This is a genomic window from Ruegeria sp. O4 (assembly GCF_056535125.1).
Genome location: NZ_JBQERO010000015.1, coordinates 41,801 through 58,400 on the forward strand (window position 1 = coordinate 41,801; position 16,600 = coordinate 58,400).

General features: G+C 58.4%; 12 protein-coding genes. 6 read left to right on the top strand and 6 right to left on the bottom strand.

The genetic code is table 11. From position 1 onward, the window contains the following. The first annotated feature begins 6 nt into the window (after positions 1-6). Both ACR0J7_RS15600 and ACR0J7_RS15605 read left to right on the top strand, forming a co-directional pair. On the top strand, positions 7-756 hold the full coding sequence (locus tag ACR0J7_RS15600) for a methyltransferase domain-containing protein (protein WP_480900683.1): 750 nt from the start codon (positions 7-9) through the stop codon (positions 754-756). Then, positions 753-2,288 carry a hypothetical protein gene (locus ACR0J7_RS15605; protein WP_480871334.1) on the top strand — a complete coding sequence of 512 codons (1,536 nt, stop codon included), beginning with the start codon at positions 753-755 and terminating at the stop codon, positions 2,286-2,288. Before ACR0J7_RS15600 ends, ACR0J7_RS15605 begins: the two co-directional genes overlap by 4 nt. A 9-nt stretch (positions 2,289-2,297) precedes the next feature. Here the strand turns inward: ACR0J7_RS15605 and ACR0J7_RS15610 are convergent, their stop codons facing one another. The 3 genes from ACR0J7_RS15610 to ACR0J7_RS15620 are packed head-to-tail and all read right to left on the bottom strand — an operon-like array spanning position 2,298 to position 5,461. Next, positions 2,298-3,047, bottom strand: a complete 750-nt coding sequence (locus ACR0J7_RS15610; protein ID WP_480900685.1) for a polysaccharide deacetylase family protein — start codon at positions 3,045-3,047, stop codon at positions 2,298-2,300. Between the two features lie 3 nt (positions 3,048-3,050). After that, positions 3,051-4,490, bottom strand: coding sequence for a protoporphyrinogen/coproporphyrinogen oxidase (locus ACR0J7_RS15615; RefSeq protein ID WP_480871332.1), 1,440 nt, complete (start codon positions 4,488-4,490; stop codon positions 3,051-3,053). Positions 4,491-4,534: 44 nt separating this feature from the next. Continuing rightward, the gene (locus tag ACR0J7_RS15620; protein ID WP_480914853.1) at positions 4,535-5,461 is read right to left on the bottom strand and encodes a glycosyltransferase family 2 protein; all 927 of its coding nucleotides are present in this window, start codon (positions 5,459-5,461) and stop codon (positions 4,535-4,537) included. Positions 5,462-5,768: 307 nt separating this feature from the next. Here ACR0J7_RS15620 and ACR0J7_RS15625 point away from each other — a divergent pair, with 307 nt between their 5' ends. Both ACR0J7_RS15625 and ACR0J7_RS15630 read left to right on the top strand, forming a co-directional pair. Further along, a complete protein-coding gene (locus tag ACR0J7_RS15625; RefSeq protein WP_480871329.1) occupies positions 5,769-7,205 on the top strand; it encodes a lipopolysaccharide biosynthesis protein in 1,437 nt (478 codons plus the stop codon). Further along, complete coding sequence (locus ACR0J7_RS15630) at positions 7,206-8,474, top strand: glycosyltransferase (RefSeq protein ID WP_480871328.1); 1,269 nt, start codon at positions 7,206-7,208, stop codon at positions 8,472-8,474. 7 nt (positions 8,475-8,481) lie between these two features. Here the strand turns inward: ACR0J7_RS15630 and ACR0J7_RS15635 are convergent, their stop codons facing one another. Continuing rightward, on the bottom strand, positions 8,482-9,612 hold the full coding sequence (locus ACR0J7_RS15635; RefSeq protein WP_480871327.1) for a glycosyltransferase family 4 protein: 1,131 nt from the start codon (positions 9,610-9,612) through the stop codon (positions 8,482-8,484). A 47-nt stretch (positions 9,613-9,659) separates the two neighbouring features. Further along, positions 9,660-11,165 (bottom strand): PepSY-associated TM helix domain-containing protein, encoded by a 1,506-nt coding sequence (locus ACR0J7_RS15640; protein WP_480871326.1) that lies wholly within the window; start codon positions 11,163-11,165, stop codon positions 9,660-9,662. Positions 11,166-11,408: 243 nt separating this feature from the next. Between ACR0J7_RS15640 and ACR0J7_RS15645 the strand changes: the two genes are divergently transcribed. Then, entirely contained in the window at positions 11,409-12,392 is a 984-nt protein-coding gene (locus ACR0J7_RS15645; RefSeq protein ID WP_480871325.1) for a glycosyltransferase family 2 protein, read from the top strand. Further along, positions 12,389-14,440: a glycosyltransferase family 39 protein gene (locus ACR0J7_RS15650; RefSeq protein ID WP_480900692.1), complete on the top strand. Its 2,052-nt coding sequence runs from the start codon at positions 12,389-12,391 to the stop codon at positions 14,438-14,440. The genes ACR0J7_RS15645 and ACR0J7_RS15650 overlap by 4 nt, the downstream gene beginning before the upstream one ends. 35 nt (positions 14,441-14,475) lie before the next feature. Here ACR0J7_RS15650 and ACR0J7_RS15655 read toward each other — a convergent pair whose 3' ends face one another. Further along, positions 14,476-16,512: a B12-binding domain-containing radical SAM protein gene (locus ACR0J7_RS15655; protein WP_480871323.1), complete on the bottom strand. Its 2,037-nt coding sequence runs from the start codon at positions 16,510-16,512 to the stop codon at positions 14,476-14,478. Positions 16,513-16,600 lie beyond the last annotated feature (88 nt).

Sequence of the window (16,600 nt, forward strand, 5' to 3'; positions counted from 1 at the left end):
AAGTTGGTGCGCGACACCGCGACTGTGTTGCTGCCGGAACGGCTGCGCAAATGGATCCGCAAACAGCAAAGGTTGCACAAGCTGCAATCGACCCCCGTGGGGGCGGTGGATTTTGGCGGGTTGCGGCGGCTGTCGCCAATCAGTGCCGTTTTCGGGCAGGATCGCGACCTGCTCACCATTGAACGCTATTACATGGAAGAGTTTCTGCAAAACCACAGCGACGACATTCGTGGCCGGGTCCTGGAATTCGGTGATCCGGCCTATACGAAGAAATTTGGCGGTGACCGGGTCATGCAGGCGGATGTGCTGAGCTATGTAGAAGGTAACCCTCAGGCGACCATCGTGGCAGATATCACCGACGCGCCGCATATTCCTGACAACAGCTTTGACTGCATCATCATCACGCAGACCTTGCAGATGATTTTTGAGGTCGACAAGGCGATTGCCACGCTGGAGCGTATTCTGAAACCGGGCGGCGTGGTGCTGTGTACATCGCATGGTATGACCCGGGTGGCGCGCCGTGAAGGTGTGGATGACTGGGGTGAATACTGGCATTTCACCAGCCAATCCAAGCGCCGCCTGTTCCGGGCGGTCTTCCCGGTAGAGAATGTCGAGGTGTCGACCGTTGGTAACGTCTTTACCTGCATCTGCAACCTGCACGGCCTTGGGGCCGGGGAAATCGCCCCTGAAGAACTGTCCACCCATGATCCCAACTATGAAATGCTGGTTCTGGTCCGGGCAGTAAAGGCGAAGTGAGCGATCTTGTCATAGGGTCCGGGCCCGCCGGGGTTTCCGTCGCCCGGGCCTTGCTGGCGCGAGGGCGAAACGTCACGATGCTGGATGCCGGGGTGGAACCAGGGCCCGGGGTCACGGATCGGGTGCAGCAGATGTCCCGAACACGCGCCGAAGACTGGAGCGCCGAAGCACGCGCAGCCTGGATGGAGCCTCAGTTTCAGGCCCCGGAGGGGGAGGTGTGGCGCTATGGATCCGGTTATGCACTGGCCTCACCGGCCCGCACACTGGCTGACGGGGCGGATTGGTTTGCCTTGCGTGCTTCGCGGGCGGCGGGCGGGCTGTCCAATGTCTGGGGAGCTGCAGTCTTGCCATATCGGCAGGCGGATATCGATGATTGGCCCATAACTGCCGACGACCTTGCCCCACATTACAAAGCGGTTACGGAAGTAATGCCTGTGTCCGGGCAGAAGGACAGGTTGCAGCATCTCTTTCCCGCCTGTGACATGACAGGCCGAACACCCATTCCACCAACCGCGCAAGCCGAGATGCTGCTGGCCCGTTCTGAGCGTCAGGCGAAGGTATTGCAGGGGGTGGGGATGCATGTTGGACTGGCGCGTCAGGCAGTTGGCCCGGGATGCCAGACCTGTGGACTGTGCCTGCACGGATGCCCGTGGTCACTGATCTGGTCCGCGGGACAGACCCGCACGGCGTTGCAGACAGAGCCAGGGTTTACCTACCGTGCGGATCACGTGGTGCGGCAGATACGCGAGGAAGGCGACGAGGTTGTCGTTACCCTGGCAGATGGTAGCAACGTCCGTGGAAGCCGGGTGTTTCTGGCTGCCGGAGTGCTTGAGAGCGCCCGGATTCTGCTGACCTCACCCGGATTTCAGAGCAAGGAACTGACCCTGAAGGACAGCCAGCAGGCCTTTCTGCCCATGCTGCATCGCTGGCGTGCGCCCCGACGACCCGATGTTTTGCCTTATCAGACGCTGCCGCAGCTTTTTGCGGAACTGGACGACCCGGTCGTATCGCAGCGGCTGGTTCATGCTCAGATCTATACCTGGAACGAGTACTACGCCCGCGATCTGAAACAGAACTATGGCCGTCGGATACCCGGCAGTGGGCCGCTGCTTGAGGCCATGGCCCGTCGTCTGATCGTGGCCCAGGTTTTCCTACATTCCGATCATTCGCATAAGGTCGCTTTGCGCCTGGCAAAGGATGGCCGGTTGCAACCCGAACTGAAAAAAAACCCGCACACCGAGGTGACGATGCGCGCAGCGCTTGCGCGTTATGGCCGGGCTTTGCGGTTGCTTGGCCTGATCAGCCTTTCTTTTGCGGCACGGTTCGGGGCGCCAGGAGCCAGTTTCCATGTCGGGGGTGATCTGCCGATGTCAGATAGTCCAGGTCTTGGGGAAAGCGATGTTCTGGGGCGACCGCATGGCGCGACGCGTACTCATGTGGTTGATGCCTCTGTCCTGCCAACCATCCCGGCAACAACAATTACCTTCAGTGTGATGGCAAACGCCCATCGGATCGGAACGCTTGCGCCCTGAGACCGATATTCAGTTAAGGGGCAGCACCTTGCTCAACCCACTCCGCACGCTGCGCATCATTTTGCGGGCCGCCAAATAGGACCCGCCGCGCCCGGCAAGATGTGCCTTCCAGCGGGCGATGTTGTTGAAATAGAACATCTCGAGCCGGGGCAGGTCGTGCATATCATCCTCCGCTTTGGCCACGCCCAGCCTTGTGCCGACCGAGGTGTCGTAATGCTGCGCGATCTGTCTGAGAACGCCAGAGTTCGACGCGCCATAAGGTGGTGCGAAATGCCGGGTGGGCTGGCCAAGCCGGGCTGCAATGTCCTGACCGGATCCACTGACTTCCTCTTCCAGCATGAGCGCATCCAGCGTGGTGAGATCGGGATGAGTGACACTATGCGCGCCAAAACAGACTCCTTCAGCTGCCAGCGCCTCGACCCTGTCCCAGCTCATCAGCGGGCGGGCAGGGATATTGCCTCCGGCCCAACTGTCGCTGCCGCCCATCAGGCCCGAGGGCAAATAGACGATCGGGCAGAAGCCGTGATCGCGCAGGATCGGCCAAGCGGTATCGGCGAAATCCTGGAACCCGTCATCGAAGCTGATGATGACCACACGGGGGGCAGGCGGGTTGGCCAGCGCGTCCGGCGTCACCACCGGCAGGCCGGACGCCGCCAGCGCCTGCATCTGTGCCGCAAAGACGTCGGGCGCAATCGAGGTCGGCCCCGGCGCATCCGAGATCGAATGATACATCAGGATATCGGCCTGCCAGGCGGGCATGGGTCAGTCTTCCACCACATGGGTGGCAAAGACCTCGCGATATTTGTTCCATTTCGCGCGGTCGACATGGCCCTTGTCGTCGATGCAATCCGCCGCACCGTAAGCCATGGCAAAGGCGTGATGGGTATTATCGTGGGCAAACAGGCCCTGCCGTCCGAATACGAGCAATCCGTCCAGATCTGAGAGCCACTGATCCACCGTATCGAACCGCTCTTCATAGCCCATATCGTAAACCGGATAGGCGTGGCTCAGCCGCCGGGTTTCACAGCGGCGCACCGGAACCGTGACTGGCAGACCCAGCTGCCCCAGCCATTTGGTGAATTCCTGCCCCAGCTCCTCGTCGGACATGGACCACCATTTCTCATCCGGGTCGCAAGGCAGTTCGGCGCACAGCACGGTGACGCCCTTTGGCGTGCCGCTGGCGTTATAGTTCTTTGGCTCTGACATCCGGCTGATCGGGATCGACAGTTCCGGGAAGTAATGTGCATCGAACTCGGTGAACTGGTCTGTCTCCAGCACCAGGTACAGCAGGATCATGCCGCGGAATCGGATCGCACGGGCGGCTTCGACCACCTCGGGCGGGGGCGCGCCGATCAGGCGGGTCAGCCCGGTCAGCGGGATGGTCGACAGGATCAGATCGCCGGTCAGGCGCCGTTCGTCCTCGTCCTCGCGGATCGTCAGGCCGGTGATGCGGGTGCCGTCCCGCTCAATGGCAGTGATTTCGGTGTTGAACAGGAAAGTTGCCCCGTTGCTTTCCGCGCTGTCCCGCATCGCGTCCGAGATTTGCCCGAACCCCTTGCGCGGATAAAAGAACCGCCCGGCGGTTTCACTGCGCAGCCCCGGCAGCAGGCGCAGCATCTTCATCAGGATCTTGCCGACCGATCCGCTGCCGACCCGGCGCTCGGCCAGTTTCACGGCCAGCTTGTCCGGGTCCAGCCCCCACAGTTTGCGTACGTAGGGGAAATAGAAATTGTCCGAAATCGTCGGCCCCAGCCCGTCATAAAGCACGGTCGAGAATGTCTCGGGCCCGGTGCTTTTCTTGCGGAACGGCTTCAGCACCATGTCTCCGATCAGTGACAGGGCAAAAGGCTTGGGCAGGCGCATCAGCGCGTCAGTCAGTTTCAGCGGGAAGTGGATCCATTTCCCACCCAGCCGGATGCGCCCGTGGCGCGGGCGCAGCAGCAGATCGTCCCCCAGCAGGGCTTTCACATCGGCCAGAACCTCGGGCTCTGCCGCCGGGTGAAACCGGTGCGAGCCATAATCGCAGATCACGCCCTCAATCGGGAAGGAAGCTGAATTGCCGCCCGCGATAGCGGCGCGTTCGATTACCGTTACGCGGGCCTGCCCGGTTAACGCATGGGCCGCGGCCAGCCCGGCCGGTCCGGCACCCAGTATGATGATATGGGGCTTGTCGTCGCCGTTGGGTCGGGAAACATCCGTCACGTGTGCATTCCTTTACTGCTTCGGAAAGTTTGTGCCATGCCCAATCAGGGTCTGAGATGCAGCCGTGAGATCATGTCGGCGATCAACCCCAGGGACCAGATCATGATCGCGGCAAGGAATGCAAACACCGTGGTTCCGCTGAGGTTCAGATAGGTGAGGTCGATAAGGAACTTCACTGTCCCTAGGGCAAAAAACACCAACCCCAGAGGAATGAACACCCGAAGCGGGTTGAACAATGTGCTGATGCGCAGGATCAGGATGATGAAGTTAATGAAGTCAACCGGACGGATTTTCGATTTTCCCACCCGTTTGCCGTATTCGATGGGCGTATAGATCATCCGCTTGCCATTCGAGGTCATGCACAGCGTGATCGTGGTGGTGAACGAAAAGTTCTGCGGCAAAAGCGGCAGGAACGGGATCAGCTCGGATTTGCGGAACACACGCAGGCCCGAGTTCAGATCGTTGATCTTGCGCTCAGCCAGGAACGACGCAAAGGCGAACAGGAATTTCTTGGCCGGCCTGCGCAGCAGCGGCACGTTTTTCATCGCCGCCCCCCGGTCCCCCACCACCATGTCCTGATCGCGGCACATGGCCAGCATGGTTGGCAGATAGCGCGCAGGGTATGTGCTGTCGGCATCCAGAATGGCCACATATTCATGCTGCGCCATCCGCACCCCGCGCTTGAGGCTGGCCCCATAGCCGGAATTGACGTCGTTGAAGGTAACGGTGGCACCGCTGGCCTCGGCTTCGGCGCGGGTATTGTCCTGGCTTGCGTCATCCACCACGATAATTTCGTAAGGGATATTCAGCGGCTCAAGATGGGCGCGTACGTCCTCGACAGTATGGCGGACGGCGTTTTCCTCGTTATAGGCGGGGATGACCACGCTCAGGCTCATGCCGGCGGTTTCCGATGCGATCAGCTCTTCAGATGTGGTGCTGTTCGTCACCATCGGCTCTGCGACTTTGTTCATGAAAATGAAAACCTTTTATTCACTTAATAGTCCCAGCCCCAGCCCCCGCTGCAAGATTTGCGTGGCGCATGGAACGTAACGGGCATAATTCCCTGTATTGCGTATAGTATTCGAACACGTACAGACTGAACATAGACAATAAATTTGACCAAATTCGACCGTTAAGGCGTCAAGTTTGTAATTACGTATACTGCACGCAGCAGGTGCAAGTGTTTGAGGCATGTGTCGCCTGGAACATGGCGGGGTGCGGGCAGCAGGAAGGAAACGGATGTCAGGGCGGCAGAGTTTCAGCAGCGGAGTTGCCTGGATGTCGGCTGGTATCTGGGTCGAACAGGCGTTCAACTTCATCATTTTTGCCATTCTTGCCCGTATTTTAGGGGTCGAAGCCTTTGGCCTGCTGGCGATGGTTGCGGCCTTTGTGCTGTTTTCCGAATTTCTGGTCCGCGAAACGATTTCCGACATTCTGCTGACCCGTGATGCGCTGTCACCAGAGCGGTTGAATTCGGTTTTCTGGTTGCTGGCGCTGCTCGGGGGGGGGTTGACAATTGCGCTTTATCTGGGGGCAGGGCTGGTCTCGAAATTCTACAATGAGCCGATTGCGGGCGAATTGTTGATAGGATTGTCCCCAACAGTGCTGATGATTTCGCTGACGGCAGTGCCTGTGGCGATCCTGCGCCGGGAAATGAAGTTCCGTGTTCTGGCCATCCGCGCAGCACTTGGCGCGGCGGTCGGAGGGGTTGTGGGAATTGGCATGGCGCTGACCGGGTACGGGGTCTGGAGCCTGGTCGGTCAGCGGCTGGCGATGACAGCGACCAATATCGTGATGGCCTGGGGCGCGGTATCCTGGCGTCCGGCTTTTCACGCGTCGCGGGATCACATGCGCAGGATTTTGCATTTCAGCCACCGGATTCTGGGCCTGCGCGCGGCGGAACTGGCGGCGGTGCAATCCCCCGCGGTGATCATCGGCGCGATGCTGGGGCCGGTTCCGGCGGGGTATTACGCAATCGCCTGGCGCGTGATCGAGACCGCCTCGTTCCTGATTATCACACCGCTGCGCACCGTGGCGCAGCCTGCCTTTGGTGCGGCGGCGCGCGATGGTGGTCAGGTGACGGATTTGCTGATCGACGTCATGCGCCTGACCGGGTTTCTGGCCTTTCCGGCCTTTGCCGGGTTGGCGGTTCTGTCGGAACCGGCGCTGGTGCTGCTGTTCGGTCAGAAATGGGCTCCGGCGGCTCCGGTCCTGAGCCTGATGTCAGTGTTCGGCATGTATCTTTGTGCCGAAAAGGTGCAGCAGACCTTTTGTCTGGCGGCCGGTCAGGTCGGGCGTCTCGCGATCCTGTCCTGGGTCGAGGTGGCGCTGGCGGCGGCAGCGATTGTAGTGCTGGCCCCTTATGGCTTATCGGTTGTCACAGCTGGTTTCGTGGCGGTCTTTCTGCTGATCTGGCCGCTCAAATTCGCCAATCTGGGCCATATTGCAAAGCTGCCCGGCCCGGCTTTGATGCTGCAGCATCTCGCACCGTTTCTGCTATCTGCAGGAATGGCTCTCGCAGTGTTTGGAATTGTGCGGCAACTGGACGGGATGTTCCCGGCGCTGCTTCTACTTGTTGGCACAGTGGTGGGCATCCTGACTTATGGCTTTCTGGCTTTTCTGTTCCAGCATGACAGATTGCGCTTGCTGGCTTCGATGTTGAGACCGCAAGGAGGGCATCTGCCCGCAGCCGATGCCCAAGGGGCTGAGAGATAGATGAAATCGTTACGCATTCTGATGTTCACCACGTTTTACCCGCCATACTCCTTCGGCGGCGATGCTATTGGTATTCAGCGCATGGCCCGGGCGCTGGTGGCGCGGGGGCATGACGTGACGGTGGTGCATGACGAAGACAGCTATCTGATCCTTGGCGGAAAACCACAGCCCGAAGGTGCCCCTGATGGTGTCCGGCGGATCGGGTTGCGCAGCCGCAATGGTATGATGTCGAACCTGCTGACCCAGCAGCTTGGCCGCCCGATTGTCCATGCCGCCCGCATCCGCGAGATACTGGCCGAGCGGAAACCGGATATCATCTGGCACAACAACACCTCGCTGATCGGTGGGCCCGGCCTGTTGCCGATGGGCGAGGGGTTGAAGATCTATGAGGCGCATGAGCACTGGCTGGTCTGCCCCACCCACGTCCTGTGGCGGCACGGGCGCGAGTTGTGCGATGACCGCCAGTGCCTGCGCTGCGTGCTGAACTACAAACGCCCACCGCAGCTGTGGCGCTATACCGGTGTGCTGGACCGGGCATTGGATCACATGGACCTGATCATCGCCAAAAGCGAATTCAGCCGGGCCAAACATCGCGAGTTCGGCCTGCGGCAGGAGATGCAGGTGCTGCCCTATTTCCTGCCCGATCTGGACCAGGACGCTTTGCCGGAACCCGCCGCGCATGACCGTCCCTATTTCCTGTTTGTCGGACGGCTGGAAAAAATCAAAGGGTTGCAGGATGTGTTCCCGGCCTTTGATCGTTACCCGGATGCCGATCTGCTGATCCTCGGTGATGGCGATTACGCGGATGAGTTGAAGGCACAAGCCGCAGGCAATGACCGGATCAAATTCCTGGGCCGCAAGGCACCTGACGAGTTGAACGCCTATTACCGCGGCGCGCTGGGGCTGATCGTACCGTCGGTCTGTTATGAGACCTTCGGCATCATCCTGATTGAAAGCTTCCGGCTGGGCACGCCGGTGATCGCCCGGCGACTGGGTCCGTTCCCCGAGATCGTGGAGCAGGCAGGGGGCGGGGAACTGTTCGAAACCGAAGATGACCTGATCGCAGCCATGCGCCGTTTTCAGGACGGAGGTGTCGCGCGGGATCAGATGGCGGCAGCGGCGCGGCAGGGGTTTGAGGCGCTCTGGCGCGAAGATCAGGTATTGGGCCGGTTTGGCGCGGCTTTTGCGCAGGCCGCGCATCGTGCAGGGCGGGCCGATCTGACCCTTGCCTTGGAAGCTGGTGCTTTTGAGAACGGCGCGGCGGACTGACCGGGGGTTATCCCCGCCCGGCCAGTTGCCGATACAGCTTTTCAAACCCGCTATGCACATGGGCTGGCGAAAACCTGTCTTCTGCACCGCGCGCCGTGGCATTGGTGCTTAGCCGGTCATATTCGGCGCGGTCGGTGCAAAGATCGCGCAGCGCCTGAGACAGGGCATCAAGATCATCGACCGCACACAGGCGCCCGACATCGCCATCCACCAATTCACGCACACCGCCGCAATCGGTGGCGATCACCGGCAGCCCGGCGCGGAACGCCTCGACAATTGAAATCGGCAGGGCCTCCCACCGTGAGGTCAGCATATAAAGATCAGAGGCCGCGAGATAGGTGGCGACATCCGAGATCACCCCAGGGAAGCGGATGATGTCGGATACTCCGGCCTCATCGGCCCAGGCTTCGACTTGACCGCGCAGCACACCCTCGCCCCCGACAACGATCCGCAGGCCGGGCAGATCCTGCCGCACACGCCGGGTCACTTCGACCATTGCATCAAGGCCCTTTTGATGATCCAGCCGGGATAGCGAAAGAACCAGATGTGTCCCGCCTTCACCTAGCAAGTCCTGTCGCAGGGCTTTTGCTGTGGCAGAGTCGGCTGGTGGGTTGGGTTGGACGCCCAAAAGCATCACCCGCGCCTTGTCGGGATCGACGTGGCGTTCCAGCAGAGATTGCATAACCGTTTCGCTGGGGCAGATCGTCAGGTCCGCCTGTTTCCGACAGGCACGCGCCACGCTGTCAATCCGCCCCGGAGAAGACCCGTGATAGGTCATCACAATGGGGATCCCCATCCCCAGGCTGGCTAGACGGGCTGTCAGAAGCGGGGCAGTTTCATGTGCATGGATGATATCGACCTTATGTGCTTTGAGCGCGTGCCGCAGGGTCCGGGCTGAAAGAGCCAGCCAATAAAGCCGGGTTGCAAGACTAAGCTGACCGTTTGCAGCATGATCGCTGACACGGTCGAACCGTAAGGGCAAAAACAGGCTGCCATCATTGTGTGCGCTGGTTTTGCCCGGTGCTCCGGCCTTTATTACCCTGTGTCCGCGTGCCATCAGTGAGGCACTGAGGTCATTGATGTGGCGTTGAATGCCGCCACCAAAGGAGAAGAATGAACAGGTTTGCAGAATGCACATTCTGCGGGGATGCGTCTCCTTGTTGATCAAAAGTGGTGGAGCTTCGCTTACCACAGAGGTTGCCCTAGTCGGAATGTAACGGTTTTTGTGTCTGCATCCGTTTTTTGTAGGTGGGCAATAATGGTGTTTTCCGTGTTTGAGGGTAGTAGTTGGAAAGGTGCTATGACAGTCTCGCCCATCTGCGTGATCTCAAGTGATTGCACCTCTTTCCCATTGATTTCAATGGAGACGGTGTTGACATCGGGATCACTTATCCGCAGTTCGACATCAAGGAGTATGTCACGTCTGAGTGGTGCATGCATAAACATCCAGACCACCGAGGGTGGGGCATCGACAGCAAACGCACTGGTTTTGGCATGAGAACCAGGGCCGAAGCGGGTAACAGCGACCGCCAAAACACCCAGTACGAGTAGTAAATACACCCACCGGGTCCATCCCATACCACACCAGATACGTCTGAGCGGCCCATATTGCGTAGCTTCAGGGGCAAGTCGACCTGCAAAAATCAAAGCACCGGTGACAGCAAGGCCAGTCGCGATCAGCCCGAGTATGACCCACAGCGCCATCGAAAACGCCTCACCCCAGGTGCCAAAATGCAGCATGTCCATAAGAGGTTTCCAGTAGGCGAGCCCGCTAATCTCATCTGGGGTGTAAGCGCCCAGAACCTCGAGCGTCACCGGATCAATAGATACATTACTCGGTCCAAAAAAGCCCGAATGCCCTGCGGCATGTCCGGTGAACCCGAACGACCCAGTTGGTTTATCAGGCAGGAACATGATGAAGGGCTCGAACCCGGGTAAGGCGTCACGGGCGCGGGCTTCGGCCTGGTTGATAAGGTCGGCGTCGAAATTTGTCGGCAGGATGGTTTCACGCGGCACTGGTGGCTTGGGCTGTGGTCGGGTGCTTTCAAACCCCAGACTGCCCAGCAGAAAATAGAAACTGGTCACAGCGGTCAAAATCAGCAGGGGTGCTGACCAGAGAGCGGTCAGCCGGTGTGTGCTGCCCGCCCATGCGCGCAACCCGCCCGCACGGCTGGGCCAGCGGAAAAACCCTTTCCAGAAACGCCGATAGGTGATGAGGCCGCTGATGATCTGAAACAGCAGGATCACAGATGTGGCACTGACCAGCATGAAAACAATCCGCTTCTCGGTCAGGAAGGTATCATGCAAGCCTCGCAGGATATCTCGAAATCCATTGGGTCGCGTTTCTCCGACGACGGCACCGGTTACGGGGTCTGTCCAGAAACTGACATTTTCTCCCCAGCCCGTGCGACCAAATGTGCGATCCGCAAACCAAGGCGTTGGACGCTTGATCATCAAGAAGATGCCACTCTCGGGATGGGCCGCTTTGATGCCATCATAGATCATGCCAAAGCTGGCCGTGCGCTCTTCCTTGTCGATCGTGTTCCAGATGCCCGGACGACCGATTGATTCAAGTTCGAACCCGGCGACCAGCAGTGTGCCGGTCAGAAACATGAATGCGAAGAAAAGCGACAGATGCAGCCCCAGCCAGGTGTGGAGTTTGAAAAGTGAATTGCGGATTTTGCGGTTCATCTGAATGTTTATCTGTCTACAATATCTGGGAACACTAAGCCGAGTAACCGTGCTGGAAACAATGGCAAGATACTCTTGCCGCAGAAGAGGGGCGAATTGGGCTTTTGATGTTGCGATGAGCACACGTTATTTCATGGTATTCCCGCAGGTTAGATGTTGTGCGAATCCCGAACTTCGCGGGATGATATAATTATACCCGGGTATTGTTGGGGTAAGCGGTGCTGTTTGATGTTAAATAGAGCTATGAAAACAATTTCCATTGTCTCGCCATGCTTCAATGAAGAAGACAACGTGGCGAATTGTTATGAAACCGTAAAGTCGATTTTCGACAAGGAACTGCCGGGCTACAGGCGCGAGCATATTTTCATCGACAATGCCTCCACGGACCGGACCGTGGATATCCTGCGCGAGATCGCCGCAAAGGATTCGGACGTGAAAGTGGTGGTCAATGCCCGCAATTTCGGGGTGTTCCGGTCAACCTTCAACGGGTTGCGCTATGCCACTGGTGACGGGGTTGTTGTCATGCTGCCTGTTGACCTGCAGGACCCGCCTGAGCTGATCCCGGAGTTCGTCGAGTTGTGGGAAAGCGGCTATGACGTGGTGGCCGGTGCCCGCAGTACCCGAGAGGAAGGGTTCGTGATGCGCAACGCACGCGGCCTTTTCTATCGGATCGTCAATGGTCTGTCGGACGTCTGGCTGGAACCATCGGTCGGAGAGTTTCAACTGATTGACCGCAAAGTGCTTGAGGCAGTGCTGGCCCACAATGACCACTACCCTTATATCCGTGGCATCATTGCCAGCTGCGGCTTCCGCCGGATCATCAAACCTTATGTCTGGCAGGCGCGGAAAAGCGGCTTGACCAAGCACAGCTTGATGGCGCTGACCGATCAGGCGCTGAATGCTATTTTTTCTTTCACGCGTGCCCCGATGCGGTTCTGCACGATCAGCGGACTGGTGATTGCGGCCGGCTGTATTCTGTTTTCGCTCATTTCCGCGGTTCTGTTTTTCTTTAATCCCGATCAGGCACCACGCGGGACGACAACCATCATCGTATCCCTGTTTTTCCTGTCAGGTATCCAGATGCTGTTTATTGGAATGTTGGGGGAATACATCACCTCGATCCACAATCAGGTACGCGGCGGCCCCATCGTGACCGAGCAGGAGCGCATCAATATTGAAGGTCCTGCGCGGGACCCGGCACTGACTAGAGACGAGCATCTGGCATGATTGCCGGTTTGAGCCGCGGCAAATGGTGCGGCCTTGCGCTTGTGATGGCGCTCTGCGCCAGCCCGGCCTGGGCTGTTGACGCACCGATTACCAATGCAACTCTGCCCGAGCTGCGCATATGGTTTGGGTGCATGGTGGTGGCCTCGGTGTTTTTTCTGGGCTTCTTCTGGCTGCGTGGTCAGGTTCTGTTTGGCATTCTGAGCGCAATAGCTCTCTTGGGTGGCGCAGCCCGGCTGTGGCTGACGCAACCGCTTTGGTTTCCACGCCTTGAGATTTCTGCGGACCCGCCTGAGAACCTGATCATGCTGGCGATACTGGCGATGCAGGCGGCGGTGATCGGCGTTGTTCTCATACGGCCCTCAGGGCGCGCAGCCATCGGCGGTCTTTTTGCCAAAGCGGGGATATTTCGCCTGTTTCTGCTGATGGTTCTGGTTGCGGTTTTCAGCCTGTCGGCAACTCCTTATATCGCCTATGGCTATCATGTGGCCTATGGCTTGCAGATCGGTGTTGGCGGTGTGTTGTCACTGGTTCAACTGGCCACGATACTGGCCATGTTTGTTGTGGTTGGGCCAGACCACATGCCGCGAATCCCGGTGGCTGGTTTGGCGGTGTTTGCGACTTTGGTCAGCGCCATACTGGCTTGGACGGCGTTCGATCAGGTGCCCCATGTCGAGGATGAGCTGGCCTATCTTTTTCAGGCACGGACCTTTGCGGCTGGCACGCTCTGGGCTCCGGCCCCGCCCGAAGCGGCACACCCCGCACTGGAATATTATCTTCTCGAAATACATGAGGGCAAATGGATCAGTGTTCCGGCACAGGGCTGGGCCATCGTTTTGAGCCTTGGGGTGCTGGTCGGGGCGCCATGGGTGATCAATCCGATCCTGACCGGGATATCGGTTTGGCTGGCTCATGACATTGTCCGCCGGGCTGTCAGCCGGGAACGCGCGGATATGGTCGCGTTGCTTATGGCAACCTCACCCTGGGTGCTGGCTGTCGGGGCCACGCTGATGAACCACGCGCTTATGCTGGTGACGATCTTACTGGCCTGGTGGTGTTTGATCCGGGCCGGAGAGGGGTCTGCCCGCCGGGCGGTATTCCTGGCATTTGCCGCCGGGTTGGCCTTGGGATGGGGATTTGTCACCCGACCGTTGGACGGGTTGATCGTGGGTGGTCTGACAGGCCTGTGGGTGCTTCGCCGACTGCCTGCCGGGATCGGGCAAGTGCTTGCCTGTGGTGTCGGGGGCATCCTGTCCGGGTCTGTCGTTTTTCTGGTCAATCAAGCGATCACGGGCGATCCGTTGTTGACCGCACAAGCCGACTATCTTAGCCGCCTGTGGCCGGATGCGCGAAATGCGTTTGGGTTTGGCGAGAATGTAGGGCCGCCCGCCCAAAGCTGGGGGGCGCTGGATATCTGGATCGGACACAGCCCCGTCGAGGCTGTGTTGAACCTGATCAACGCGATTGCCTCGCTTAACCTCGAACTTCTGGGCTGGACATTCGGATCGCTGGTTCCGTTCTGGATCGTCTTTATCTGGCACAAAAATCTGACCGGGTTTGACCGTGCGATGCTGGTGATCTTTGCGGCCCTCGTGGCTGTTCTGTTCTTCTATTGGTTTACAGGCACCTTCTACCTCGGACCGCGCTATTGGCACACGGCATTGCTGCCTATCCTGGTTTTGTCCGCGGCCGGGATCGAGGCGATCAATGACCGGTTGCCCGAGCAGTATCGCGGCCGCCTGCATTGTGTTGTTCTGCTGCTCTGCGCCATTTCGGTTGTCAGTTTCACATCCTGGCGTGGTGTTTCGAAATATGACGGATATGGCGGGTATAGCGGTGACATCAGGCGACAGGTTGAAGCCGCTGATCTGGGCAATGCGTTGATTTTTGTCTCGGCAAAAGGAGACATCGGGTCTGCGCTTTATCTCAACGATCCGTTTCTGCCACAGAACAAACCAATCTTCCTCAATGATCTGGGGCCGGATCAGAACGCGGCTATTATCGCTGCCTTCCCCGGACGCGAGGTTGTTTACCTGCGCGACGCAGACTGACACGCCCCGGGTCAGTCGGGTTTTCCCGAGCGCAATTACTCAGCAGCGTGCTGGTTTTCGGCGGCCACAAAGTTGCGTCTGAAATCATTGGCAAACATCGTGCGCGTGAACCGGCCCAACCCCGAGGCATGCTCGCCAAAGGTGTCGATCCGGGACAGCAGGGTCGTTTTCACACGAGGATCGACCTGCGTCTGGAACTCACGCGGGGTGTCAAACTGATAATCACGCAAGGAGCCTTCATACCCCGAATTTCGCCAGGCCTCGACATCGAATGACGAACTCCAGACCGGTTCATGCTCCAGACTCTGTGAAAAGGGAGCATGCAGCATCACGGCGCTGTAATAGTTGATGATCGTATCAAGCATCGCATGCGCTTCGTTATCACCTTCATCCAGCAGGTCCGAGATGGCCCGCTTCAGGAAAACAAGCGCTTCGTCCAGTACAATGAACCGGCCAATCATCGAGTATTTGCTGAGCAGATTGCCCCCCAGTTCACCGCTGATCAGGTCATCGTAATTGTCCTGCGCCCAAGCCACGCAATCGGCGCGGGTTTCAAACAGCTCAGCCTGGTTCTCTTCCAGATAACCAGCCAATGCATTGCGGAACGGCTCCGGTGCCTGATCCAGAATCTTTTGCATATGTTTGATGATTTGGAACGGTCGGATGTCCAGAGAACGCGCCAGCCGGAAGGCTTCTTCGAAATTGTTTTCATAATAGAAGATCGTCAGAAGCAGATGGAAAACACGGGTGTCCAGATAATCCTGGAACGAAAAATTCTCGGACTGGACCACCATTTCCTCGGTCTCGACCACGGTTGGGCCGTTATATTTGCCCAGGCATCGGGCAACGACCCGGTGCAGGGTTTTGAAACCAAATTCTTTGCGGCTGTCAGGATTGGCCAGTGGCGCGCCATGCAGGAGCATCAGCTGGTGTGCCGCCACCCGGCTGACACCGGTTTCGATCAGCTTGTCGACCGCATCCATAAAGGATTCCTTGGTCTCACCCGGCATGCACAGGATCAGCTCGCCATAGGATTGCATGCCCTTTGAATGAAGCTCCTGCTGCACCTCGGTATAGGTATCCAGGCTGATGTTGTCGCGTTTGATGTTCTTCAGAACTACCGGATTCAGGGACTGAACCGATGAGGTCATTGGCAACCGGCCCTTGGCCTTACGCATCACCTTGATGATCCGGTCGCCGCGGTTTTTTCCGGTGGTTGTCCGGATGTATTTGGGCCAGTCGTATTTATCCATCAGATGGCCCAGATAGTCGGCCACTTCTTCGTCCTGCACATACATGCCGAAATTATCGTCAGCAAAACACAAGGGGCTGGCATGGTTGATGCGGGCCACGATGTAATCCAGATCGGCCTTGGTACGCTCGAACGAATGGCGGAAAACTTTCGAGTTCGATTTGACCGCCGAGTTGCAGAATGCGCAGGTGAACGGACAACCGCGGGCCAGCTGCATCAGTGCAAACAGGCCGGTATCAAAGAACTTGTCCATCAGCCCGGCAAGATAGGGTGACGGGATTTCGTCCAGATCGCGGATGCGGGGCGGCTCGCTCCCGCGCAGGATCTCTCCGGTTTTCGGATGCACGTAAAGCGCGCCATCGACGGCCTCTTCCCACATGCCTTCGCGGCGGGCGCCGACATCGATGAACCGTTGCAGCGTGCTGAGGAATGCACGCTCGCCCTCATAGGTGGGGCCGCGCACATGCATGTCGATCTGTGGCATGGTCCGGATCCAGCTGTCCTGTTCTTCTTCGGTCAACGGAAAATTAGGGCCGCCCATGAGGGTCAGAACATTGGGATTGATCGCTTTCACGTAGTCGGCAAAGGACAAGGCCAGGTGGTGGTTCCAGGAATAGCTTGAGAAACCAATGATGTCGGGTACCGCCGCATCAATGGCTGCCTTCAATTCCTGAGGGTCGCGGAAGATTGCAACCTCCAACGGTGTCGGGCTTTTGGCATAGGTTTTGGCAAAAGTAGCAAGATTGCCGACACCCAGCGGATAGGTGTCCGACGTAGCGGTAACGAGGTTATGGCCGAGATCGGCAAGGTAAAGACGCATTAGTTAACTATCCTCGCGGTACAGTTCTTATGTCAAATTTTAGGCTCCACGGTCGGTTTGGACTTCGATGGCCAATGTGCCGGAATGT

Bases quoted from the DNA above. Each gene is read 5' to 3' on its own strand.
- ACR0J7_RS15610 (WP_480900685.1), bottom strand. From the start codon at position 3,047: ATGCCCGCCTGGCAGGCCGATATCCTGATGTATCATTCGATCTCGGAT.
- ACR0J7_RS15620 (WP_480914853.1), bottom strand. From the start codon at position 5,461: ATGAACAAAGTCGCAGAGCCGATGGTGACGAACAGCACCACATCTGAA.
- ACR0J7_RS15625 (WP_480871329.1), top strand. From the start codon at position 5,769: ATGTCGGCTGGTATCTGGGTCGAACAGGCGTTCAACTTCATCATTTTT.
- ACR0J7_RS15630 (WP_480871328.1), top strand. From the start codon at position 7,206: ATGAAATCGTTACGCATTCTGATGTTCACCACGTTTTACCCGCCATAC.
- ACR0J7_RS15635 (WP_480871327.1), bottom strand. From the start codon at position 9,612: ATGTGCATTCTGCAAACCTGTTCATTCTTCTCCTTTGGTGGCGGCATT.
- ACR0J7_RS15640 (WP_480871326.1), bottom strand. From the start codon at position 11,165: ATGAACCGCAAAATCCGCAATTCACTTTTCAAACTCCACACCTGGCTG.
- ACR0J7_RS15645 (WP_480871325.1), top strand. From the start codon at position 11,409: ATGAAAACAATTTCCATTGTCTCGCCATGCTTCAATGAAGAAGACAAC.
- ACR0J7_RS15650 (WP_480900692.1), top strand. From the start codon at position 12,389: ATGATTGCCGGTTTGAGCCGCGGCAAATGGTGCGGCCTTGCGCTTGTG.
- ACR0J7_RS15655 (WP_480871323.1), bottom strand. From the start codon at position 16,512: ATGCGTCTTTACCTTGCCGATCTCGGCCATAACCTCGTTACCGCTACG.